Source organism: Rheinheimera sp. 1928-s (assembly GCF_029269265.1).
Taxonomy (GTDB): domain Bacteria; phylum Pseudomonadota; class Gammaproteobacteria; order Enterobacterales; family Alteromonadaceae; genus Pararheinheimera.
The window spans coordinates 49,264-72,432 of sequence record NZ_JARIXP010000001.1; the positions used below are offsets into that span (position 1 = coordinate 49,264).

A 23,169-nucleotide genomic window follows, 5' to 3' on the forward strand; every position below is an offset into this window, starting at 1 on the left:
AATGAGGGATAAATTGATGATCAAAATTGGCGATACCTTACCCGAAGTGACCTTTGCACGTTTAACCGACAATGGCCCTGTGAACCTGACCACCACTGAAGTGTTTAAAGGCGAAAAAGTGGTGTTGTTTGCCGTACCAGGTGCTTTTACTCCAACCTGCAGCGCAGCCCATTTACCTGGCTTTATTGAACAGGCGCAGCAGTTTTTTGATAAAGGCGTAGACCGTATTATCTGTACTTCGGTCAATGATGCTTATGTGATGGATGCCTGGGGTAAAGCTCATAACGCTGCTGACATTGTGTTTTTAGCAGACGGTGCCGGCAAGTTTGCCAAAGCTATAGGCCTGGATGCAGATACCGGCGATTTTGGTGGTGTACGCTCAAAGCGTTACGCTATGGTTGTGGAGAATGCTGTAGTGACAGCGCTGAATGTTGATGAACCTAAGCAGTTTGAAGTCAGTAAAGCTGAAGTGATGTTAGAGCTGGTGTAAGCCAGCTCTGGTCTGTCATTACCCTGATTACAGATATATCAGAGCAGATACATCAAGGCAGATAAAGAGTGCCATTGGCTTTTATCATCGCCAGCCACTGCTCTGACAAAACCTGAGCTTGTTCAATCTGATCAAGGCTAAGTTCTGACTGACGACGTTGCACAAACCAAGAGTATCTGCTTTGCAACTCATTGTCGTCCGTCAGCTCCAGGATCAGCAGGTTTAAAGCATAGGATTTAGCGCGACCATGTTCGCCATAGTTTTGTGAGTGGTGCATTTTCGACAGGGTGATCAGCGCTTTGATGCTTCCGTGTTGTGATGCAGACTCCAATAATGAAAGCTGTAGCTGAATAAAGTCTTCCCGTTTTTGGATATAAGCGCCACGTTCAAGCTCTGTTGCACCAGCTAATTTCATAAATAGCTCTGGCGTGATTGTGGCTATTTCCTCCTGAGCAGGCACATAACCCGCCTTGGCTGCAGTTTCTAAATAAGCGTAAAACTCATCGCGTTGCTGCTGATTTATTCCTTCACAAAACTCATAGCGTTCTTTGATGTCAGCTATAGCAAATCCATCATCTTTATATTCATAGGCTTGTTGCAAACGCGTGTCTAAATCGGTTTCATCCAGCGGTGCCATGGCACAAAACCTCAGGTTCATTGCCAGATTATAGGCGGCATGCAGATCGCCTTTGTCGGCCCGGTTTTTCAGCTTTGCGTGCTGAGTTCGCAGAGGCTGATCCAGTTTCCAGTCTGTTTGTTCAATAACGACCATCTGTTCAGCTGGTTCTGACGCTGCCGGATTGGAATTGAGATCGGCGGTTACGTCCTTCTCAATAGCTAAGGGCACCGGGCTGGATTTTTCAATATCAGAGTTTTGCTGTGTTTGATCTTGTGCTTGATCCTGAACGCTGAGATCACTGCTGAAGTGGTTAAAAAACAATCTGCTGCAGATCAGCAGTAACAGGACAGACAAAGCTATTTTTGTCACAGCGGGATTGAAAAAAGCGAAGAGTTTGCGCATCACATTCCTTGTAAAAGTTCAGATATGACCATACCAGAACTATCCGATCAACACCACGGCAGTGGGCAGCCTGTATTAGGGTTTTGTATCGCATAACATCAGATTGTTGTCTTTGGTGCAATATTGTTAAGTTATGTTATACAGCCTGTAGTTTTATTTTGCCCGGTGTAATATGTCGGCAAATTTCCACATTGAGACCTTTCCTTTATGGCTACACCTATAGGGATTGCCGGAGCTGGCTTTTCTGGAGCAGTCATTGCGCGTGAATTAGCAGAAGCAGGTTATTCGGTAACAGTTTTTGAGCCGAGAAACCATATCGCGGGCAATTGTTATTCAGAAAGAGATAAAGAGTCAGGCATTCTGTTGCATAGATATGGTCCCCATATCTTTCATACAGATAAGAAGCATGTCTGGGATTACTTACACCGCTACACTGAATTTAAACCTTACACTAACAGGGTTAAAGCGCAAAGTGGCGGCAAAGTCTATTCTTTGCCTATCAATCTGCATACGATAAACCAATTTTTTGACAAAACCTTGTCGCCTGATGAGGCAAAAGCTTTTATTAGTTCTTTGTCAGACACCTCTATTGTAGAGCCTGTTTCTTTTGAAGATCAGGCGTTGAAGTTTGTCGGTAAAGAGCTGTATGAAGCCTTTTTCAAAGGTTACACCTTAAAACAATGGGGACTGTCACCTAAAGAGTTGCCTGCCAGTATTCTGAAGCGTCTGCCGGTCCGTTTTAATTACGATGATAATTATTTCAATCATCAATATCAGGGCATGCCAACCGAAGGCTATACAGCTATTGTCGCTGCACTACTGGATCATCCCTCTATCACAGTCAAGTTGGGGCAAACTCTGACCGCTGAACAGGTCGATCAGTTTGAACAGGTGTTCTACTCGGGACCACTTGACTCCTATTTTGAGTTTCGCCTTGGACGTTTGGCGTACCGTACTCTTGATTTCGTTGAAATTCGAGCGACGGGAGATTATCAGGGCTGTGCAGTGATGAATTACTGTGATCAAGACATTCCTTTTACCCGGATTTCAGAGCACAAACATTTTGCGCCATGGGAAACACACGAGGGTACAGTTTGTTATCAGGAGTTCAGTCGCTTAGCTGAACCTGAAGATACACCTTATTACCCCATACGTTTGTTAGAAGAAAAAAAATTGCTCAATGACTATGTTGCCCTGGCTAATCAGCAACAGAACGTGACCTTTGTTGGTCGATTGGGTACTTACCGTTACCTGGATATGGATGTCACTATAGACGAAGCATTACAAACTGCAGAGAGATTCCTGCGGTGTCAGACAGAAAAAACGCAGATGCCTGCTTTTGTTATTTCTCCTTTATCTTAACGCGGAGCTGAAGATATGAAACCTTTTCTGGTGATTGGACGGGTAGGGGATAAGTCCTTGCATCCAGGCTGGTTGTTGGGGGCTGAACCTAATTTTGATGTGTTTTTGAGTTATTTTGGTGATGAACCAGACAAGTTTCGTGATCAGGCTACTTATTATGAGCAGGTCAAAGGTGGGAAGTGGCCAATACTCCACCGCATTATTACTGAACATTGGGATCTGATCAGTCGTTACTCAGCGGTCTGGTTACCGGATGATGATTTACTGACCAATGCACATGATATAAATAAGATGTTTGCTTTTATGCAAGCTTTTGATTTATCGCTGGCACAGCCAGCATTGTCATTAGATTCATACTTTTCGCATTCAAGTTTGTTACAACAAACGAACTCTATACTGCGCTTTACTAATTTTGTTGAAGTGATGGCACCTATCTTTTCGGCAGATGCGTTAAAACAGCTACGCAACACCTTTGGTGAAAGTCCTTCAGGCTGGGGACTGGATAATCTGTGGCCTCTGTTACTGGACAATAGTAATAAGCGCAAAATAGCAATTCTGGATGCGGTGACTGTGGTCCATACCCGCCCTTTAGGGGGGGAGCTTTACAAAAAGAACCCAGAGTTGTCGCCTGAACGTGATGTAGAAAAACTGATCCAACAATATAGTGATTTGTTCATCAGCCGCAGGAGTTTTAAAAACAAGTTCCGCATTTATGCAACGGCAAATCTTGCAGTGAACAACTCTGATATATCCGCTTTTGTGAAAGGTAAACTGTATCGCCTAATTGCGAAGCATCGTAGTTCCAGAGTGGAAAAATATTCCGCTTAACAAAATTGGGCGGCTGTTCTGGTATTTGCGGAACAGTCGCCTGATGCTGTTGGTCTATTCCGGCACAAAACTGATAGCGTTCTTTGATGTTCGCGACCGCAAGGCTATCTTCATTACAGTCCTTGTAAAAGTGTAGGCCCGGAACCTTAGTTCACCACGAATTCCAAAGCCGCTTTAATTGAAGGCCAGACTTCATCTGCGCTGGCTTTATCTTCTGCTGTCAATGTTTGGCCTGATAACACCAACACTTTACGGCCAACACCAGCAGCTTTGGCTGCTTGCATATCGGCTTTTTTATCGCCCAGCATCAGGCTTTGGCTTGGGTCTATCTGATACTTGTTTATGGCCTGCACTAACATGCCCGGCGCTGGTTTACGGCAATCGCAGTCGATTTGATAAGGCGGCTTGGCATTGACCGGATGATGAGGGCAAAAAAATACATCAGTGATAAATACACCGTGCGATTCAAACTGAGCTTTCATCCAGTCGGTCAACGCATAAAACTGCTGCTCGTTGTAATAACCCCGGCCTACGCCGGATTGATTGGTTACCACTATCAGTAAATAACCCTGCTGCTGCAAATGGCGGCAAGCGTCGAAGACTCCCTCAATAAACTCGAACTGCTCCGGATTGCTGACATAACCGTGATCGACATTAATCACACCGTCGCGATCTAAAAACGCGGCTTTTTGCATCTGTTTCATAACTGCTGGCTCATAGTTGCTGCTCTGCCACTACTTTATCGAACATAGCGGTCACAGCCTCTACAGCTATTTTTTGCATAATATCAGTGCCTTTGACGCGGGTGCCCCATTTCAGCTCTGCTGCAGTTTTGCCTTGCTGTGCCAGTAAAGATTGGTGATACACCTCGACCACATACTGACGGAACAAATAAGGGCCGGTGCGATCCGGATTACTGTGGCCATATAAACCTATCACCGGAGTTCCAACAGCCACCGCCATATGAGTAGGGCCTGTATCTGGCGCTAAGACTAAACTTGCGTGTTTCAATAAAGCCAGCAGCTGTTTTAAATTGGTTTTGCCGGTGAGGTCTGTGATGGGATGCTGTGCTGATGCCAAAATAGCCTGGCTTAAAGTACGTTCCAGCTCTGTCGGGCCACCAGATAAAATCACTGCAAAGCCTTTGGTATGGGCATAATCGGCCAAAGTCGCATAACGCTCCGGTAACCAGTTGCGTTCTGCTTTTGAAGCTGCAGGGCTGATGATCAAGACGCGTGAGTTACCGGTTGCAGCTAACTGCTGTTTTGCCCATAACTCATCGGCGTCAGGAATAGGCAGTTGCCATGTTGGAGTTTTTCCAAGTTCTTGCTCTGATACACCAATAGCTTTAGCAAACTGGCGAAAGCCATCCAGCACATGGCTACGTGGCGCTGGCTCTATCCGATGACGCATAAAAAGCGCATGTAACTCTTTGGCTGTGTGCCAGTCGAAACCAATCTTTTTGCGCGCCTTGATACAAAGCGAGGCGACATTAGCGCGAAAGGCCACCTGCATATGCAGCAGCACATCAAAATAGTCGTTTTTTAAATCCTGCTTGAGCTGGCTATAAGCCGCTTTGCCAAGCTTTTTATCAAAAATCACAAAACGTACACCGGGCAAACCTTCCAGCAAGCGGGCTTCGATTTTGCCGATGATCCAGGTGATTTGCGCTTGTGGATGCTGACGCTGAATAGATTGCACCACGGACACTGCATTGCAAACATCACCGATAGCGGATAAACGCAGAATACAAATAGAAGTTATGGGCTGCGACAAATCAGTTATTTCCCTGCAAGTCCTGAATTTTCCGTATTACTTTGCTGGTGGAGCGGCCATCAACAAAAGTCAGCACCTGCACTTCACCACCATGAGCTATCACCACGTCTGCGCCCACTATGGTTGCAATGCTGTAGTCGCCGCCTTTGACCAATACGTCAGGCAATATGCTGCTAATAAGTTGGAATGGAGTATCGTTTTCGGCAACGTCATCGCCAAAAGGCACCACCCAGTCGACACTGGCCAAGCTTGCCAGCACTGTGGCGCGGTCTTCCAACGTATTAATCGGGCGCTGTTCGCCTTTTAAGCGGCGCACTGAAGCATCTGAATTCAAACCTACGACTAAACGGTCACCCAAAGCCTTAGCCTGAGCTAAATAACGCACATGACCTGCGTGTAAAATATCAAAGCAGCCGTTGGTAAAGACAATACGTTCGCCGTTTTGACGGGCAAACTGAATATGCTGCAGTACTTTGTTAAAAGGCGTCTGGTAAAAATCGCCCTGACGGAATAAGTCTTTATTTAACTTAGCGGCCAGCTCTTCAGGAGAAACTGTCGCTGCGCCCACTTTGCCTACCACTATGCCTGCCGCCAAATTGGCCAGCTGAGTGGCATCATGTAACGACATACCAGCACTTAACATCACAGCTAAAGTGGCGATCACTGTGTCCCCAGCACCTGTTACATCACTGACTTCCAATACCTGGGCCGGGAAGTGATGATGTTCAGTGGCGGTAATAAGGCTCATACCTTGTTCGCTACGGGTTAATAAAATCGAGGCTAAACCTGCTTTTTGCATCAGCTCACGGGCTGAGCAGAGCATATCTTCCACTGAAGCTGTTTTACCACCTGCAGTTTTAAACTCACCTAAATTTGGCGTAATCACATCAGCACCGGCGTATACCGACAAATCCGCTTGTTTCGGGTCAACCAATACAGTTTTGCCAGCCGCTTTGGCCAGTTTGATCATTTTGGAAATATGCTGCAACGAGCCTTTGTTGTAATCACTGAACAGGATCACATCGTAGTTCTGATATACAGCGGCAAAACGTTCTGCCAGAAGTTCGGCGTCTTCGCTGCTGAACATTTCTTCCTGATCCAGCCGCACTATTTGCTGTTGGCGCGACACCACCCGCATTTTGGCGATAGTAGGTTTGTCATTTTGACTAAACAATTCTGAGTGAATTTGTTCACCCGCCAGCAACTGCTGCAAAGACTCGCCAGCGCTGTCGTTACCAATAATACCTAATAAGCCTACTTTACCGTCCAGATGGGCAATATTACGTGCCACGTTGGCAGCGCCACCGGCTTTGTCTTCTATTTTGCTGATTTTCACCACAGGCACCGGCGCTTCAGGTGATATACGCTGCGAGTCGCCATTAAAATAGCGGTCCAGCATCACATCACCCACCACCAGTACAGAAGCAGAAGACAAATTTTGCAGCAGGCTCAGATTAATCATCAGTTGTTTCCTACGATGGCCAGATCAAGTGCTTCGCAGAGCCAGTGGCCAATAAACATATGTATTTCCTGAATACGGGCTGTTTCGTCGTTTTTAACGATAATAGGCAGTTTGGCGATGTCTTTAACTAAACCGCCATCWCGACCAGTCAGGGCTACAGTGAAAGCACCTAAGTCATTGGCTGCTTTTAACGCTAAATTGATATTTGGGCTTTTACCTGACGTCGTCAGGCCAATCACCACGTCTTGTGGCCGCACTAAACCTAACACCTGACGCTCAAACACGCTGTCAAAATGGTAGTCGTTGGCGTGTGCTGTCAAAATAGAAGTGTCGGTTGTTAAGGCGATAGAGGCCAGCGGGCCGCGTTCTGCTTTATAACGCACCATAAACTCAGCAGCTAAATGCTGGCTGTCGGCCGCGCTGCCGCCGTTGCCCATCCATACCACTTTACCGCCTTGTTTTAGGCAGTTTTGCACTGCATCCAACAGCTGCATGGCTTCACCATGGTAGGCTTCCACTGCGGCAAAAGCGTCACGGTGACGTTTTAAACTATCTAAAAAACTTTGTTTTAAATTGGCTTTTAAATCTGACATAGGAGGCTCTGCCTGGCTGCATGAATAAAGGCATTTTAACGGATCTGGTTTATTGCAAAAGAACTTTTTCTTGCTTCGGCTTAAAAGTAAGGCTGATTATGCTGATCAACCTATACCTCTGGCTTGGCCGTCATTTTTTGTCTCAATGCTGATCCGCTCAATGGACGATACAATTCAGTAAAAGTAGTGCTGAGATAAAAGGAGAAGCTCATCCATGATGAACTTCAGCTCTATCACGCGCTTTTAGCTCTCACCTTTCATTTTTATCTGAAACTCTGTTTTAGCAATTTAGTCGGCCATATGCTTTAGTGCATGCTGAATATAAGCGTTCGCTGCATAGCTGGCCTGTATTTTTTCATACATGGGCCATTGCTCTACATCCACTTTGGGTTTGGTTTGCAGCAAAAGTTTTATTTTTTTCGCAAAAGTATCAATATCAGACATAGGCACAAGCCAGTCTTCATGGAAATTCTGTAATATTTCTGCAGGACCATGAGGGCAATCGGTTGATAATACAGGAGTTCCGCAGATCAAGGCCTCATTTAACACATTAGGTAAGCCTTCATAATCAGATGACAGCAGCAATAACTCGGCATGACGCATCCAGACAAATGGATTTTGTGTAAAGCCAATTACTACAACTTTATGCTCTAAGTCATAGTTTTTAATCAGTTTTCTTAACTTCGTTGAATCTTTGGTCAGCAATACCAATTGGGTTTCAACACCTGACCTTTTGTAGACCTCAAACAATCTGTCATGACGTTTCTGAGCACTTACTCTGCCTATATGCAATAAATAAGGCGACGTAGGAAGAGCTGGCTCAGTGGCTTGAGCTGAATTTAAGATAGCCTGAGTATCGAAGGGGTTATAAATAGTGGTCACGCTGGCGGCCTGTAGCCAATCGATATGCCCCTGTAACTCTGACCCCACGCCGGCAGACACCGTCACCAGATGCTGTTGATGCATCACAGCTTTACGTCTTTTTAAACGCTGATAGCCAAAGAAGCCACGTTTTTTGGCATTGTTTAGTTCTGCTTTGCAGGACGCATGCACCACATAGTGTCTTTTTATTTCGCACTGAAGGCCAGCCACTACACTGTGACTGACATCGAGGTGGCTATAAATAGCTGCAACAGTACCTCCTTGCTCAATTTGCCGGATCAGGTTCAGCAAGTCCTGCCTGACTTTATTGACGCGATACCAGCTGTCCAGGTTCTTATTGGTCCCAAATGGCAATACAAAACAGTTGGTCAGGTGACTGATGTCGTAGTCGCTTCGGCGACTCAGAGACACAATGTAAGACTCAGCATTAGGTTGATTGTTAATCGCCTCATGTAAGCGCAAAACTACAGCTTCAGCTCCGCCACCATTAAATGAGTCGATAATATGAATAATGCGAACTGAATGTTCCGACTGCTGTACTTCAGTTGCATTCATTTTTTTGACTCCAGCACCGATTTAAAATAATCCATAACGTAGGTTAAACCTGGTGTGACATCAAGTTGATGTTTCAGAGGATGTTCCAGGGCTATCTTCGCTTGAGCCACTATGTTCGTTTGTTCAAGACGTGCTTGGTAAATGGCCTTTTGCTCAAGGCATTTGGCGATACGTGAAGGCTGATCTTTTGCTACAGGCACTGCGACAAGGTTTTTACGCAGTACTATGGCCTGGCCCATCATGTCGCCACCGCCACACACCACCAGTCTGGCGTGCTGTATCAATGTCATGAGCTGCTCGTTGGGCAAACTTTTAACCAGCAGCATATTTTCAGTTGCAGTCAGGCTGCCCTGATAATTAGCTCCGGTGACCACAATATGCTGCAGATCCGGGCTATAAAGCTCTTTTGCTGCCTGATAAAACACTTCAATGGCTGGCACACCTTGATGGCTATGACCACCGCCGCCAGCTGCCCAAAGCACAAAATCATGACCATTCAGCTGGGCAAACTCAGCAGGTAAATCAGCTGCAGGAGGCGTGAACACAGGACCTATAAACTGCGGAGCTTTGCCATTGCAGAGTTTGAGTTTAAGTTTTTCCAGCCAGGTTAAATCACCATCGACAAATTTGAACTGGGTGATCCAATGCGCGTCGAGAAAAGGCAAGCGGCCAAAAGAAAAACCACGTTTGCGTTTCTTTTTATGTTGGCTGATAAACACCACTTTGCTGCCACAGGCTTTTGCATGCCTGACCTGAGAAGCCCGGCCTGAACAATCAAAAATTGTGACATCAGGTTTATATCCGGACACCAACTGATTCACTGCACTGACTTCTTTAGTGGGTGAATTATTTAGCAGAAAATGCGGAAAAGGACAGCTGGACGCATAGGGTGCATCTTTGTTCAGAATGAAACTGATGTCTGATTCAGGCCATTGCCTTTTGATGGCCTGAGCAATAATAAGTGAGCGCATATACTCACCTATACCCTGGGCTGAAGATACGGGGATAAACAAAACTTTCAATGAATTAGCCATCTTAAATTAAGCACTGTTTTGAGGCGCTGAGTTTAACAAATTGCGGTATAACAAGCTATTCTGCGATAATACAGCGCATTTTGCCGCTGAAACACGGGACATTGATGGTAAACCGCTGGATTTATAGTGTATTGCTTGTGCTGTGTTGGCCTCTGGTTATTTTTTATCTGTTGCTGCGCTCGCGCAAAGACCCGGCTTATCGTCAGCGTTTTGCTGAACGTTTTGCCTTAAAGCTGTCAGCTGCTTCGGCCAAAGACGGCATAGTGCTGCATACGGTGTCAGTGGGGGAGTTTAACGCCGCCAAGCCTTTGATTAAACAGCTGTTAGTGCAATACCCACAACTGACCTTAACTATCACTTGCACCACGCCCACAGCTTCAGCAGCTATTGTCAAACTGATGGCCGAACAGCGTGAATTGGGCCGCAAGCTTGAACATTGTTATCTGCCTTTTGATTACCCGGTGCTGATGCGTCGTTGGCTGAGTTTTATGCAGCCGCAATTACTGCTGATTCTGGAAACTGAGCTGTGGCCCAATTTGATGGCGAATTGCAAAGCTTTGGCTATACCCACTTTAATAGTGAATGCCCGTTTATCGGCGCGTTCAGCTAAAGGTTACCGGCGTTTTAGTGCCTTAACTCAACCTATGCTGAAAAACATCAGCCATATTCTGACTTTAGATAAACACAGTGCCCGGCGTTTTGCCGCTTTGGGCGCGCCAAATGTGCAGGTGGCTGGCAACTTAAAGTTTGAACTGGATGTGCCAAAAAGCAGCATTCAATTAGCGCAAAGTTTAAAACCTTTGCTGCAGGGCCGTGTGCTCTGGGTAGCTGGCAGCACTCATGCCGGTGAAGATGAAGTGCTTATTCAGGCTTATCAGCAGTTAAAAACACAATTCCCGCAGTTAATGCTGGTGCTTGTCCCCCGGCATCCAGAGCGTTTTGATAGGGTCGCAGAGCTGTTACAGCAACAGCAACTTAAGTTTGTTCGCCGCAGTAAAAATGGTTTACCTGATGCAAGCACTGAAGTCTGGCTCGGCGATTCGATGGGCGAGTTATTAAGCTGGTATCAGCTGGCCGATTTTGTGTTTATTGGTGGCAGCTTGATCAACAGGGGAGGCCATAATCCACTCKAAGCTATGGCTTTTGGCAAAGCGGTTTTATCTGGCCCTTATGTGTTTAATTTCCAGCAAGTGTTTCAGCTGCTGCAACAGCAGCAGGCTTATTTTCAGGTGCCTGATGTTGAAGCTCTGGTTGGCACAATCACTACGCTTATTCAGCAGCCCGAACTGGCGATTAAGACCGGCGAAAAGGGCTTAAAGCTCTATCAGCAGCAGCAAGGTGCAGTGGCTCGCATCATGGCACAAGTGAAAAATTTATTGCCTATGGCTGAAATTAAAAAATTAAGTATTGGCAATAGTTTAGCTTGGTTTGACCCGCACTTTTATCCGAACTTTGAAATGGCGTATTTTCAGAGCGAATTTTGGCAAAAACAAGCTTTGGTCGCAGGGCAATCGAAAGGCCGCAATACCGTTTGGTTTATCCGGCATCAGGACGGCCAGCAAGCAGTGCTACGGCATTATTATCGTGGTGGTTTGGTCGGTAAAATCAATAAAGACAAGTTTTGGCCAGAGCCTGCAGCCCAAAGCCGGGCTATGGCAGAATTCAGTTTACTCTGGCAAATGCGCTTATGGGGTTTACCTGTGCCACGGCCTTGTGCCGCTTTGTATCAAAAGCACGGTTTTAGCTTTGGTTTTTATAGTTATAGTGCTGATATTCTGATTGAACGAATTCCCGGCGCCATAGATCTGGCGCATCTGCTGCAACAACGGTCTTTAACTTCTGCTGAGTGGCAACAGCTAGGAGCCTTGATAGCGGCTTTTCATCAGCATCAGGTCTATCACTCCGACTTAAACTGCCACAATATTTTGCTGGATGATCAAGGCCAGTTCTGGCTGATTGATTTTGATAAATGCGCTATTCGCACGACGGCCGACTTTCCGGATCAAAGCTGGAAAACACAGAATTTGCAGCGTTTATTGCGCTCTTTAAATAAAGAAAAACAGCAGTTGCCAGTTTTCCACTGGCAAAACGACCAATTTACCGCGCTTGAATTGGGTTATCAGCAAGCGGGTTTTACACATACCATACAGAGTACAAATTAATGCAGCAGTGGGACGTAATAGTTATAGGTGCAGGCGCAGCAGGTTTATTCAGCGCTATTGAGGCAGCCAAAAGAGGCCGGAAAACGCTAGTGCTGGATAATGGCAAACGTATAGGCCGCAAAATTCTGATGTCTGGTGGTGGTCGCTGCAACTTCACCAATATCTACGCCAGCCCGGCTAATTTTTTATCGCAAAACCCGCATTTTTGTAAGTCGGCTTTAAGCCGTTATACCCAATGGGATTTTATCGCTTTGGTGCAGCAATACGGCATTGCCTATCACGAAAAAACACTGGGCCAGCTGTTTTGTGACGACAGCGCCAAAGACATAGTCGATATGCTGCAACAAGAGTGTGACAAGGCCGGTGTGTCCATTGCACTGCAGCAGGATATTCAAAACGTTAGTTTTGCCAATGGCGTCTATACGGTCACTACGCCACAGCTTAGCCGCAGTTGTCAGAGCCTGGTGGTGGCTAGTGGCGGTTTAAGCCTGCCAAATTTAGGTGCCACAGCTTTTGGTTTTCAACTGGCCGAACAATTTGGTTTAAATGTATTACCAGTGCGTGCTGCTTTAGTACCACTGACCTGGCAACCGGCCGATAAAGCGGTATTTGAAGAAATCAGTGGTGTGTCTTTACCTGTTACGGCCGAAGCCAACGATGTGGTATTTCCGGAAGATATGCTGTTTACCCACAGGGGTTTAAGTGGCCCTGCTATTTTGCAAATTTCCAGCTATTGGCAACCAGGCGACGAGCTGATTATTAACTTATCGCCGCAGCAGGATTTAAATGAATTCCTGCTGGAGCAACAGCAAAAACACCCTGAGCAGGAGCTAAAAACTATACTTTCGCGTTTGCTACCGAAACGCTTAGTTGAAAAACTGCTGGAGCTGAATGTATTTCAGAATCAGGCGATTAAAGCGCTGCACGCCAAATCCATCCAGCGTCTGGCCGACAGCCTGACCCACTATGTATTTAAACCCAACGGTACTGAAGGCTACCGCACAGCTGAAGTGACTTTAGGTGGTGTCGACACCAACGAACTATCGTCCAAAACCATGGAAGCGAAAAAACAACCAGGCCTGTATTTTGTCGGCGAAGTAGTAGACGTCACAGGCTGGTTAGGAGGCTACAATTTCCAATGGGCCTGGGCATCTGGCTGGGTGGCAGGGCAGTATTGTTAGCTGTTTTTTTTGATTATAAATGAAGACATTTGATTTAGGTGAAGACATCTGCCAGTTAATTGAAGACAAATACTGACGAGACACTTAAATTTCTCGTTGTCTTTACGGCAATCATCCAATTTCTGGTGGCCGCCTAAATTAGTGCTTTTGATCTTGGTTTATTACTACTTGATAAAGTCCAAATAAGGGGCAACTAGAGTCGTCTGACCTAACACTGTTTTTTTCTGGCAGGATGTGGCAGTGTTCAGACGGCCAATGCGTTACCATTTTTCAATGACCTGCTCTGGAACCTGAATACAACACCTGCCCTAGATGTCCTGACAAATACTGAATGGTACTGCTTTACTGAAAATAACCTTGAACTCGAAGATGAATGAATCGAAGCCAAGAATAACCAAAACAAGAAACGATATGGCGCAGGTAACATTGCACAAAACAAAAAATGGCTTTCAAATAGCGACAACCAGCTTTTAATTGCTGAATGCACCGTGGATGGTAGTTGGAAGTCGGTGTGCTTCTATCGATACTCTTTGAAATTGATCGTCAATACAGAAATGATGAGAATAAGTCTCTTAATCTCATCAATAAATCCATGTTTTTGATTAGATTAACTCCTTTATTCTAATCAAAAATAATGGTTTGTTGCACTTAGCTGCTGGGGTGCTAACCTACGAGTACACTAAGGAGGCTCTATAATGAATGTGCTGTTTTTGTGTACTGCAAATCTGAATCGCAGCAAGACAGCAGAAGTGCATTTTGCAGCAAAAGATCCCGCTAATGTATATCGCTCTGCTGGCCTCAGCGAAAAAGAGTGTCATCGTAATGGGACTACTTTATGCACCGAAGCTATGCTCCAGTGGGCAGATGTTGTTTTTGTCATGGAGCGCTCCCATGTTCGCCGAATTGAACAATACACTGGTCAGCGTTTCCTGAAGAAAGTTATTAATCTCGACATTCCTGATGTTTACAAGTTTGGTGAGACAGAGCTGATTGAGAAACTGGAAGATAATCGTGAAGCGAAGGTTAATGCTGATCGGTGATATGTAGTAACTCATATGAATTAGTCTCGACTTGATCTGACACCTTTCTAAAAAGTCCTGACCTAAACTGACTTTCAGCTAAGAGCGTTTAGTGAATATCAAATTTGATAAGTATTATTGTATTTCATAATCAGGCTTATAACGCAGGCAAAACAAATGGCTTTACGCTTTTGTGAAGCTCATAAAGGTATTTTGCCTTCAGCTCGGAGATGTCCTCATTCAAATTTATGTATATATCAAAAATACGATTTAGGTTAATTGAATATTTATCAAAATTTTCATTAGGTTTAACTCCTTTAACAACAAAGTCCTCCCAAAAAGAAAGTGTATAAATGCCATCGGTCGCTTGAGTGGAGTTTAGATATTCCAGAGTAAATATCATAGTCATCCATTCTAAAAGCGGTTTCACGTGTTCTAGTTTAAATTCAACTATCTCGCTATACTCATTAGAATAAAAGCGCATTAAATTGTATCCATTGAAGAGCCTTTTAAGCTGCCTGGGATTATGGAAGCCAAAAACGTCCTGAAGAATAATAAAATGTTCTTTTTCATTTTCACTGAAGCCAGTGACTTGATTTTTTTTCGCTTCAGCCTCCATTTCAAATGGTTTTTCTTCTGGAATGTTAGTCTCATCTTGATTTTTTTCAATGCCCTCGGTAGATGTCTTGGGAAAAGAAAAAACCTCAGTAAAAAGCACGTTTGATATGAATTTCTGAGTATCTTTTTGAGTTGGTTCAGTCAGAATAATTGGTAGTTGTATAATTTTACCCAAATAATCTCTGGCAATAGCGGTTGGAGTCGTTTTACTGTGATGTTTACTTAACTCTTCGTAATGACACGCTAAAGCTGGCAATGCGACATTTTGGTCTACTGCTATCAAAACGGTCACGTGGGGCTGTTGCATGACAAGCCTAACAGCTTCAAAGACTTTAATTATTCCTTCGGCGCTACATCTATCAAGGTCGTCAACTACATAAAGCAGACGTCTTGGATTTTTCGGGAGATAGTATCTTAAGTTCCATCGTTCAAGTCTAAAAAACCACCTAAAGATCAGATGTTTTTCACCTGCTAACATATATTCTTTAAGTTTTCTAAGTGTACGATTTATTGGGTATTCTCTTTGCCAAACTTTTGCTTTTCGTTCAGATGAAACACCTTCCAAGATGATCTGTGAAAGCGTTGCAATATGCTTCTTCATTAAAGGAATTAAGCCAAGTTCTTTACCAAAATGGGGTAAGCGTAGATATGTATTGAAAACACTCGCAAACGGCAGCAGCAACAGGCTCCGCATCAAGGTTATAATACCTCCAAGAGCAATAAGTAGACTGACCTTACCGAATAGTGTCTCCCATAAAAAACTAGATGTTGACGCTAACAATGTAAATATAACAACGAATATCAACACCAACATTAACCGATATAGCCATTTTCTCTCAGCTCTAGAGAAAATATCTAATAATTGAACTCTGTTCCAGATACTCAAATTATTAACTAATCCCGATACAGCCTCTTGGGCAACACCGGCCTGAATGTTATCTGAATGCTCATATTCCCAAGCATTAAAGTTTGCGTGCAACCAAGTGTTTTGCTTGCTCATTGAGAGCTGCTCTCGTATTAGTTCTATTAATGTAGTCTTTCCAATACCCCAGTTGCCCAACAACCCAATAGTCATTTCTCCAGAATAGTCTTTACCATCGATGAAATTAACTAGTGCAGATGAAAGCTGAGATCTTCCTAGCGCGTCTGATGGACCTGCCAGATCTCCAACAAAATGTGAATCTCCTCTTTTCCACGTTAATGATGGTACTGATAATTTCTCGTTGATTTCTGCTTCTTTTTCACTTTTCCTAGCAAATTCAATATTATCTCGTTCATCATGATCTTTACTTTTTCTAGTTTCTGGCCTTACTTTATCTTTAGCTGAATTAGTTCTTTTTGATATCGATATCTTCGATAATTTGTCGGGGCTTTTTATGCTGCCATGAGCCTTAGATAAATGATCTAACAAAACACGCTTGTCTTCTTCGGAAACGTTATCGTGAGGCCCTTTTTGAATCCCTGCGTCAGAAAATTGCTGTATTATTCGTTCAACCGTAGTGTTAACGTCATTAGCGAGCTTTTCTATCGAGACTATGGTCATATTTATTCCTTTGAATATGAAAAATGTTTTCTCTTAAAATCCTTGGCTAAATATGCCCTTTGTCGAGCTACTGTACCATTAATCCATTCTGATAAAATCATTGAGGTGTGAGTTGAGCTTGTCAATTATTAATATTGACATCTAGAGGACTGCAAGGCTTGGTCAAACTCCATGATGAGAAGGTATCAGATAAAGTTGAACCTAATTCAGCTGATAACCGCTTATTAGCTAGTACAATAGACGTACTTGGCTTTATGCTATTCCCTAGTTTCAGTTTCCCAAACTTCTGAGATATTCAATAAACTCAGAGAAGTCGCCTTCGTCGGCTTTTCTTAGGCCGGAGATATATGAAGAGCGTTCCTCAGTCATATTCTCAAGCTTGGCGTTTGCCCACTTCATCGGTTTCTCACTGAGTAGGTATACTCGAACAATGTCAGTGAAGATGCGTGAATGACGACCATTGCCATTTACAAATGGGTGGATCTGAACGAGACGGTGCTGAATTCGGGCAGAAACCTCAAGATTGTCGTAGTGTTTGAATTCGACCCAGCATTTAGCATCTGCAAGAAAATTATGCAGATCAACAGAAATATTTCTTGGTTCGACGCCGATGTTAAGCTCACGCAGCCTGAAGGTCCCTGCCCATTCCCACACTTCCCCAAAAAGAGCTTTATGCAAGTCAGTCACAAAAATTCGGTCAAAAATATTCTCTGGCGTTAGATTCTTAAGTTGACCAGCCCACATTTGACCCTGAAGTATATTGGCGGCCTCAAGTTCGTTCAGTTGCTCACGAGTATCAATATGTTTGTGCTTCAGGCTCAACATATCATCAGGAGTTAGAGGGGTAGCACCCTCAGGGTTTTCAATCAATTGCGTCACGAATTATTCCTTAGTGTTTTTCCAAAGAACACGCCCGCCAGATTCGATAACTTGTTCTTTGATCTGCTTAAATAGTCGTTTTTTAGCTTCTTCATTTATAGCCTGAGCTTCCAGAAACATGTTCTGAGAGTTAGCATCTAAATTTCTTGAAGCTATTACTGCTGCTCTTTCATCGATAATGTCTTCAATTGGTTTTCTCGGCACTAATGCGTAAGTCAGATCGCAGTTTAGTTGTTCGGCTAGCTCTTTAAGCTGATTTAAAGTGATATCTCCCTCCGCTTCTTTGCGTTCAAGAACAGAAATTCGATTTCGACTTAAACCCATTCTTTCACCAAGTTGAGAGCCTGACATCCCAAGTGCAGTTCGAATAGTTCTAACCCATCCTTCCTTCGGTTTTTTTGGTGGACTAACCCCCACCGCCGAGTTGGCAATAGCTCTATACTGATGCACCACTGTCTTTTTGACAGTGTTCTTTGAGTTGCTTCTGGTGAAATACATGATTTCGCTCGCTTGACAGACTTGTTTCTAGATATAAGTGTAACCCATTTTTGATACGTATAGAAATTTCTTGTATCTAAATTTAGTTACGTAAATTTATTTTTGTCATCAAATATAAAGACTGATTTTTATTTATGTATCTATTTTTAGATACATAAATTGTTTTCTGTAATCACAACAGGTTACGATGATCTGGCATTTTTCTTTGTAAGCGACTGATTTTTAAAATATAGCCTTAAGCTATTGATAGAGTAACTTTTCCTTGTGCACGAACTATAGACAGCTTAGCTCTCATTTCGTCGCCATCGAAGTCATATACAAGAAGTGCAGGCTGATAAAGATCGAAGGCTTGCCCTACGAATACGCAAGCAGCGTTAGACGCGCAGATCAGCAAGTGAACACGCTTAACAGCAAATTGGTCATGAAGTTTTTGTAGTATTGCGTGAAGCTCGCTCTTTAATTCCAACCCGTTTTCCGGGTGTGGGATCGCGGCATTACCCATTTGCTTGGCTACGATTTCTATCTCAGGGTAACCGAGAGCTGTTGCAGTGTTTTTCATTGCTCCAGGAAATTGAGTTAATGCTATAGAGAGCGTGACCTCTGATGATTGTCCTATTTCGTTCTTCCAGTTTACCTCGTAGGGTGTTTCACACCGAGAATCCTGAGGCCAAACCCAGCAGTTTCCATCTCGATATCTGAGCATTGGGGTTATTTCAGATTTATTCCCCAGACTCGCTCCTAATCCTACCAAAGCAGGCATTGGCCCAAATGCGAATAGCGCCGCCCGATATCCATAATTTTTTGTTTGATTGATTATGGTTTCTGCTTCCTCTGTGACAATTTCATCCATTTCTTTGGCAAACCGTTCAGGTTTGGTTCTGTATCGGCGTTCATTGTCACTAAGATTATTCAATGAGCCTCTAATTCGAGTTCTCAACCTGGATAAGCTTCCTGCAATGTCTCTTGATTCAGGGGGAGAAACTACCTGACCACCTACCGGCCAAAGAACTGAAAATACAGGTATGGGCTGGAAACTCAGTCCTTCGAGTAATTTCTCAACATTGATTGAAAACTCAGATCGCATGTGAGTAAGTCTGGATGCAGGGTAATCCGCACGCGCAACTCGATCTATTAATCGGTGATGTTTGTCGCACAGAAGCAGGATGTTAGCTGGCTCATTAGAAAGTTCTTCGGATAGATAAGGTATACCCCTTGGGCCACTCTCGGAGGACGCAACATTGTGAGCTAAATATGAATAGTTACCAGATTCCCCCGTCAGATAATCAATATCCAACCTATCACCGCAGCCTTCAAACATACAGTAGCCATGACTATCACGCATCACTTGATTAATTGTGGGCTGCGTGAATTCTTTACCGCGACCTTTATTAAGTCGCTGTTCGATATTCCTGGAGATATAGTCGGCAACGTCATTGACCGACAAGTTTATAGATTGGCCAATACAGGAGTTCCATATCTCTAGTAGCGACTCTATTGTTCCATATTCGTCTTGAGTAAGGTTTCGGCCCTGAAGGTGACGAACCTCAATATTGTCCCCACAACCTATTAACGTTAGAGCATTCTTAATATCTTCATCAGATAGGTTAAGCCGCAAACTGGCTTGGAACTCCTGTGATGACAGTATATATATCTGGTTTTTCACACGCTCGTCGGTAAGTAATCCAACATGCTCCCACGCAAAAGAGGTCTTAATAGCAGATAAAAACTCTGTGAGCTTGTCTAATGACTCTATGGGATAAAAACATGCTTGATGAAAATGTAATCGCTCGTCAATCATCAATTTTTTCCTTAAAAATCCGTTTAAATGACCCGTTAATTTCCCGAAAGATACAGACATCTTTTTGACCAATAATCACAAAGACTAACTGTCTGTCAGGGTTACGTTTTATGCATTTCTTCCAATCAGTAATATCAATATTCGATGGGGTAGGTGTTGGTTCAGGATGTGTGTGCCATGTGCCCAAGTAGCCTAGTTTGCCATGCGAACTTTCGTAATAAGAATCAACTGATTTTTGGTGGTGAGGGGCACGCATATTAAAGTTAACTCTGGTAGCAGAATCTTCTTTCTGAGGGGTAGTACAGTGTTCTAGCCAAAACTCGTTAGCGTCAGCGGATTGAGAGCCAATTAATGCTCCAAAAGCTTCACTTCTATCACGCGACACCTGCCTGTATGAATACCAAAGAGCAATTAGCTCTTCTGAAAGGTAAATTTTCGTATCTTTGATGCCCGTATCTTGTTCAATGAGTGCAGACATCGCAGTCCTCATCAACCAAAGGTAAGTATTCAAGCGAACTGCTGAAATTGTAGTAACGATGAGTCATCCTGATGCCCTCCGCCATTGCATCTTCATCTAAACCCTTCCAACTGACTTTGCAGGACTTCGTTTGTTTGCCTTCCAAATACCGAATGGCCAAATTTGCTGCCATGACAGCAGTTTGAGCAGAACTTGCTGCGCCATATGAGATAAATTGTTCTCCACAGCCAGCGATGTTTTTCATGGTTACCTGGTTGGGTTCGATAAAATTCATGTTCGACACTAGCCCTCTTGCACCTGTTTCTTGGCAAACGTAAGAGCACAATAAGCATCCCTCCGTACTAGGGATATCTAATGTTGCATGGCCACCAACGCCAAAACCTTCTAACCAACTGTTAATGACAGCAACTTTTGAGTTGTTATCCAAAAGGTATTGTTTAAACAACCGTTCCTGGGTCGGATTGCCGATAGCAATGACGATCAGGTCAAAATCATTCATACGGTTACTGCGAGCAAACTCCATCAGTTTATCTAATTTCCATTGTGCACAAGACCAAGGAAATTGTCGTTGAAGAGCGACACTTAGGGCTACGGTTTTGAATGCTCCCACCCAATGCTGTTCTAAAATATGGCGATACAGATTATTGATTTCGTATAGATCAGGATCTACTAACGTTAAATATCTGACTCCGGCAGCAGACAACTTATGCGCAATTTCACTGCCTACTGAACCAATGCCTATCACGGCTACCTTTTTGTCTGCTAACGGCAGAATGCCACCACCACGTTCCACAGTATTCTCTTTATTGAATAACCGTATAGGTAAAGCTTCCAATTTCCAGTTTTTTAGCTTTTCATCTGATAGTGGTAGCGCCTTTTTGGCTTTACCGCTAAGTTTCAGTGCGAACCAAGTTCGTTCATCATTAACAGTTTTGGCGGTAAACACGACCCAATAAGCAGTTTCACGCCATTGACCGTATTTTTGTTGTAATTCACTTCTAACCTTTATCGGGAGCGAAGATATTGTATTTAAATACCATTCTTCGAGAGCATCTGAATTTTTAGGTGCAGGAGTTAGTGTCTCGATTGGAATCACAACTGCTTTTCCTGCTATGCGTCGATTATCCTTAGCTATAGACAACCGAATATCACTGATACCCGAAAGCGAATCATCAGCCGGATGAACCATATAGTGGCTTTCGATGCCAAATTGTTTGCCATCCACTGGGCTATATACCGATAACGTTTGTAGGGCTGGCCTTGCGATATTTGCCAACAAGGGTTTAAAGCTATCTGGAGCACAGATTCGCAACCATTCACTGGAGAACTCACGAAGCAATTCACTATGGTTCCAATCTGGATTCGTTATGCACTTCTCTAACAACGAGATATGCCTCCGAAGCGATTCTTCTACAACCAATAGTGGTTGTTCGAAATTTACTGACAGCGACTCTGGAGCATTAACACACACAGTGCCAATCTGAATCTCTGAATCTTCATGAACAGAGACATGAGCCAACCTGCCAATGGAATCAGGGTTAATTAAGAAAAATTCGGGCAGGCTGTAGTAAGGAGGATCTGCTACTAGCATTAATTGTATCTCATGATTAAGGATCGTAGTTTCCACTACTATCCTCTCTCCTCCAGCTACTTCACTGATTGTGCAGTAGAACCCCTGGTTGATAAGGTGCTGTTTTATTTCGCTTAGCACACTATGCCCCCTGTGACGTTCCAACTACACCAGCGCTACTGTAAGCCACTTTTTTGGCATTACTGTCTTGCTCCTTTTCTGGCACTTCAAAGTCATCACCGAAAAGCCCTTGCAAGATTTCACATTGTTTACGCAAAGAGTCTTCGCTTAATGCTTGATCAAGTTTAGCCAGCATCGCATTCAGCTTGTTATAGAGCTGTGTTCCCGTGTCAATACTGCTGTTTTCAAACACATTTCTGTATGGTTGAACCGGTAACCGCACATTGACCTTGTACTTACCATCATCAACCCACTGGAAATAATTGGCATTTAAAATTGCTGAAACAGTGTCGCGTAGCGATTGCAAGTCACTGACTTTGCCGTCATTGCTGATAGATGGACGGAACTTATCTTTCAACATTAGTGTTAGTCCAATTGAAAACACTTTTTTGCCCACATTTTGGCCGAATTTTTCGTCTCTCCAGCGTTTTACGTATCTGATCAAACGTTTAACCTGTCTGATTTTCAGATCTGCTGAGCCGATGTATTGGCTGCTATCATTAATATGTTCTATCAGTTTTTTTGGCTCGGAAGGAGACCACACACGGTTTTCTGCATTTGAGTTTAATTTACCTACTGCCAGTTCATACTGCTGACCTCGTTTCCGGTATATGACAATGTCGATATGCAGGTTTAAATTCATGTAGTCAGCAGTGACACAAGGCTTTTTGATTCTTGCGTTTTTAAAACCGCGCTTTTCCAAAACTTTTAGCACAAGTTTTTTAACTTCAACCGGATCATCAGGAGCATTATCTGCATCAATAACAACTGCTCTATCGATATCAAAGTCAGCCACTGGGTGCTTTATGCCTGTGTGCGTGCTTAAAGAACCCTGAATAAAAGTTTCTATTATTGGGTAACCGGCATTTTTAAATTCATCCCTTAAATCATCCAGGATGCTGGAATCCTTCGACCTGGCCTCTCGGTAAGTATCATCCTCTCGTCCCAATTTTATTTTGTCGTGAAATTTAATGAATTTGTTTTGCATAGACATAGTTAGATATCTCCAGTTAAAAGCATTCTACTGTTTGCCAAAAAATGGCAGACTTCTTGGTGTCGTAGCATCTTTATTCTCCTTTCTGAGCGCCTTTGAGCGGGTGCTTATCAGATGTTTTAACATCCATTAATTGACCAATGTCAGCGTCTCGTTTTACCTAATCCCTTCTAGGGGCTTGAGTTTGCGACTGCCCCATAATAATCATATGTTGCGATACTTAAGCTATTTATATATGATCATTTT

20 protein-coding genes are annotated in these 23,169 nt (G+C 43.7%); 6 read left to right on the forward strand and 14 right to left on the reverse strand.

Annotation, left to right across the window (positions count from 1 at the left end; translation table 11 throughout):
• The first annotated feature begins 16 nt into the window (after positions 1–16).
• Positions 17–490, forward strand: coding sequence for a peroxiredoxin (locus tag P3C17_RS00170; protein ID WP_300927558.1), 474 nt, complete (start codon positions 17–19; stop codon positions 488–490).
• 52 nt (positions 491–542) lie between these two features.
• On the opposite strand, the gene P3C17_RS00175 is transcribed toward P3C17_RS00170, so the two are convergent.
• Entirely contained in the window at positions 543–1,511 is a 969-nt protein-coding gene (locus tag P3C17_RS00175) for a hypothetical protein (protein ID WP_300927559.1), read from the reverse strand.
• A gap of 207 nt (positions 1,512–1,718) precedes the next feature.
• On the opposite strand from P3C17_RS00175, the gene glf reads away from it, so the two are divergent.
• Entirely contained in the window at positions 1,719–2,873 is a 1,155-nt protein-coding gene (gene glf / locus P3C17_RS00180; protein WP_300927560.1) for a UDP-galactopyranose mutase, read from the forward strand.
• A 15-nt stretch (positions 2,874–2,888) separates the two neighbouring features.
• Positions 2,889–3,701 (forward strand): DUF707 domain-containing protein, encoded by an 813-nt coding sequence (locus P3C17_RS00185; RefSeq protein ID WP_300927561.1) that lies wholly within the window; start codon positions 2,889–2,891, stop codon positions 3,699–3,701.
• 146 nt (positions 3,702–3,847) lie between these two features.
• Here P3C17_RS00185 and gmhB read toward each other — a convergent pair whose 3' ends face one another.
• The 6 genes from gmhB to P3C17_RS00215 all read right to left on the reverse strand — a co-directional run bounded on the left by gmhB (position 3,848) and on the right by P3C17_RS00215 (position 9,940).
• The gene (gene gmhB, locus P3C17_RS00190; RefSeq protein ID WP_300927562.1) at positions 3,848–4,405 is read right to left on the reverse strand and encodes a D-glycero-beta-D-manno-heptose 1,7-bisphosphate 7-phosphatase; all 558 of its coding nucleotides are present in this window, start codon (positions 4,403–4,405) and stop codon (positions 3,848–3,850) included.
• A gap of 10 nt (positions 4,406–4,415) precedes the next feature.
• A complete protein-coding gene (locus tag P3C17_RS00195) occupies positions 4,416–5,477 on the reverse strand; it encodes a glycosyltransferase family 9 protein (protein WP_300927563.1) in 1,062 nt (353 codons plus the stop codon).
• Between the two features lies 1 nt (position 5,478).
• Positions 5,479–6,939, reverse strand: coding sequence for a bifunctional D-glycero-beta-D-manno-heptose-7-phosphate kinase/D-glycero-beta-D-manno-heptose 1-phosphate adenylyltransferase HldE (gene hldE / locus P3C17_RS00200; protein ID WP_300927564.1), 1,461 nt, complete (start codon positions 6,937–6,939; stop codon positions 5,479–5,481).
• The gene (locus P3C17_RS00205) at positions 6,939–7,532 is read right to left on the reverse strand and encodes an SIS domain-containing protein (RefSeq protein ID WP_300927565.1); all 594 of its coding nucleotides are present in this window, start codon (positions 7,530–7,532) and stop codon (positions 6,939–6,941) included. Before P3C17_RS00205 ends, hldE begins: the two co-directional genes overlap by 1 nt.
• Before the next feature lie 288 nt (positions 7,533–7,820).
• Positions 7,821–8,969: a glycosyltransferase gene (locus P3C17_RS00210; protein WP_300927566.1), complete on the reverse strand. Its 1,149-nt coding sequence runs from the start codon at positions 8,967–8,969 to the stop codon at positions 7,821–7,823.
• Entirely contained in the window at positions 8,966–9,940 is a 975-nt protein-coding gene (locus P3C17_RS00215; RefSeq protein WP_300927567.1) for a hypothetical protein, read from the reverse strand. The genes P3C17_RS00210 and P3C17_RS00215 overlap by 4 nt, the downstream gene beginning before the upstream one ends.
• A 167-nt stretch (positions 9,941–10,107) precedes the next feature.
• On the opposite strand from P3C17_RS00215, the gene waaA reads away from it, so the two are divergent.
• From waaA to P3C17_RS00230, 3 genes are all read left to right on the forward strand, one after another.
• Positions 10,108–12,165, forward strand: coding sequence for a lipid IV(A) 3-deoxy-D-manno-octulosonic acid transferase (gene waaA / locus P3C17_RS00220; RefSeq protein ID WP_300927568.1), 2,058 nt, complete (start codon positions 10,108–10,110; stop codon positions 12,163–12,165).
• A complete protein-coding gene (locus P3C17_RS00225; RefSeq protein ID WP_300927569.1) occupies positions 12,165–13,346 on the forward strand; it encodes an NAD(P)/FAD-dependent oxidoreductase in 1,182 nt (393 codons plus the stop codon). Before waaA ends, P3C17_RS00225 begins: the two co-directional genes overlap by 1 nt.
• 695 nt (positions 13,347–14,041) lie before the next feature.
• Positions 14,042–14,386, forward strand: coding sequence for a hypothetical protein (locus P3C17_RS00230; protein WP_300927570.1), 345 nt, complete (start codon positions 14,042–14,044; stop codon positions 14,384–14,386).
• Positions 14,387–14,522: 136 nt separating this feature from the next.
• Here the strand turns inward: P3C17_RS00230 and P3C17_RS00235 are convergent, their stop codons facing one another.
• The 7 genes from P3C17_RS00235 to P3C17_RS00265 form a co-directional block, all read right to left on the reverse strand.
• Entirely contained in the window at positions 14,523–16,526 is a 2,004-nt protein-coding gene (locus P3C17_RS00235) for a translation initiation factor IF-2 N-terminal domain-containing protein (RefSeq protein ID WP_300927571.1), read from the reverse strand.
• A 270-nt stretch (positions 16,527–16,796) separates the two neighbouring features.
• Positions 16,797–17,405 (reverse strand): mobile mystery protein B, encoded by a 609-nt coding sequence (locus P3C17_RS00240; protein ID WP_300927572.1) that lies wholly within the window; start codon positions 17,403–17,405, stop codon positions 16,797–16,799.
• 3 nt (positions 17,406–17,408) lie between these two features.
• Positions 17,409–17,903 (reverse strand): mobile mystery protein A, encoded by a 495-nt coding sequence (locus P3C17_RS00245; RefSeq protein WP_300927573.1) that lies wholly within the window; start codon positions 17,901–17,903, stop codon positions 17,409–17,411.
• A gap of 235 nt (positions 17,904–18,138) precedes the next feature.
• Positions 18,139–19,761: an SAVED domain-containing protein gene (locus P3C17_RS00250; RefSeq protein ID WP_300927574.1), complete on the reverse strand. Its 1,623-nt coding sequence runs from the start codon at positions 19,759–19,761 to the stop codon at positions 18,139–18,141.
• Complete coding sequence (locus P3C17_RS00255) at positions 19,694–20,179, reverse strand: Mov34/MPN/PAD-1 family protein (protein ID WP_300927575.1); 486 nt, start codon at positions 20,177–20,179, stop codon at positions 19,694–19,696. Before P3C17_RS00255 ends, P3C17_RS00250 begins: the two co-directional genes overlap by 68 nt.
• A complete protein-coding gene (locus tag P3C17_RS00260; protein WP_300927576.1) occupies positions 20,163–21,890 on the reverse strand; it encodes a ThiF family adenylyltransferase in 1,728 nt (575 codons plus the stop codon). The genes P3C17_RS00255 and P3C17_RS00260 overlap by 17 nt, the downstream gene beginning before the upstream one ends.
• A 1-nt stretch (position 21,891) precedes the next feature.
• Positions 21,892–22,923 carry a nucleotidyltransferase gene (locus P3C17_RS00265; RefSeq protein WP_300927577.1) on the reverse strand — a complete coding sequence of 344 codons (1,032 nt, stop codon included), beginning with the start codon at positions 22,921–22,923 and terminating at the stop codon, positions 21,892–21,894.
• Between the last annotated feature and the right edge of the window lie 246 nt (positions 22,924–23,169).

Bases quoted from the DNA above. Each gene is read 5' to 3' on its own strand.
- P3C17_RS00225 (WP_300927569.1), top strand. From the start codon at position 12,165: ATGCAGCAGTGGGACGTAATAGTTATAGGTGCAGGCGCAGCAGGTTTA.
- P3C17_RS00250 (WP_300927574.1), bottom strand. From the start codon at position 19,761: ATGTCTGTATCTTTCGGGAAATTAACGGGTCATTTAAACGGATTTTTA.
- P3C17_RS00230 (WP_300927570.1), top strand. From the start codon at position 14,042: ATGAATGTGCTGTTTTTGTGTACTGCAAATCTGAATCGCAGCAAGACA.
- P3C17_RS00265 (WP_300927577.1), bottom strand. From the start codon at position 22,923: ATGTCTATGCAAAACAAATTCATTAAATTTCACGACAAAATAAAATTG.
- glf (WP_300927560.1), top strand. From the start codon at position 1,719: ATGGCTACACCTATAGGGATTGCCGGAGCTGGCTTTTCTGGAGCAGTC.
- hldE (WP_300927564.1), bottom strand. From the start codon at position 6,939: ATGATTAATCTGAGCCTGCTGCAAAATTTGTCTTCTGCTTCTGTACTG.
- P3C17_RS00175 (WP_300927559.1), bottom strand. From the start codon at position 1,511: ATGCGCAAACTCTTCGCTTTTTTCAATCCCGCTGTGACAAAAATAGCT.
- P3C17_RS00215 (WP_300927567.1), bottom strand. From the start codon at position 9,940: ATGCGCTCACTTATTATTGCTCAGGCCATCAAAAGGCAATGGCCTGAA.
- P3C17_RS00210 (WP_300927566.1), bottom strand. From the start codon at position 8,969: ATGAATGCAACTGAAGTACAGCAGTCGGAACATTCAGTTCGCATTATT.
- P3C17_RS00235 (WP_300927571.1), bottom strand. From the start codon at position 16,526: ATGACCATAGTCTCGATAGAAAAGCTCGCTAATGACGTTAACACTACG.
- P3C17_RS00255 (WP_300927575.1), bottom strand. From the start codon at position 20,179: ATGTCTGCACTCATTGAACAAGATACGGGCATCAAAGATACGAAAATT.
- gmhB (WP_300927562.1), bottom strand. From the start codon at position 4,405: ATGAAACAGATGCAAAAAGCCGCGTTTTTAGATCGCGACGGTGTGATT.
- P3C17_RS00245 (WP_300927573.1), bottom strand. From the start codon at position 17,903: ATGTATTTCACCAGAAGCAACTCAAAGAACACTGTCAAAAAGACAGTG.
- P3C17_RS00170 (WP_300927558.1), top strand. From the start codon at position 17: ATGATCAAAATTGGCGATACCTTACCCGAAGTGACCTTTGCACGTTTA.
- P3C17_RS00185 (WP_300927561.1), top strand. From the start codon at position 2,889: ATGAAACCTTTTCTGGTGATTGGACGGGTAGGGGATAAGTCCTTGCAT.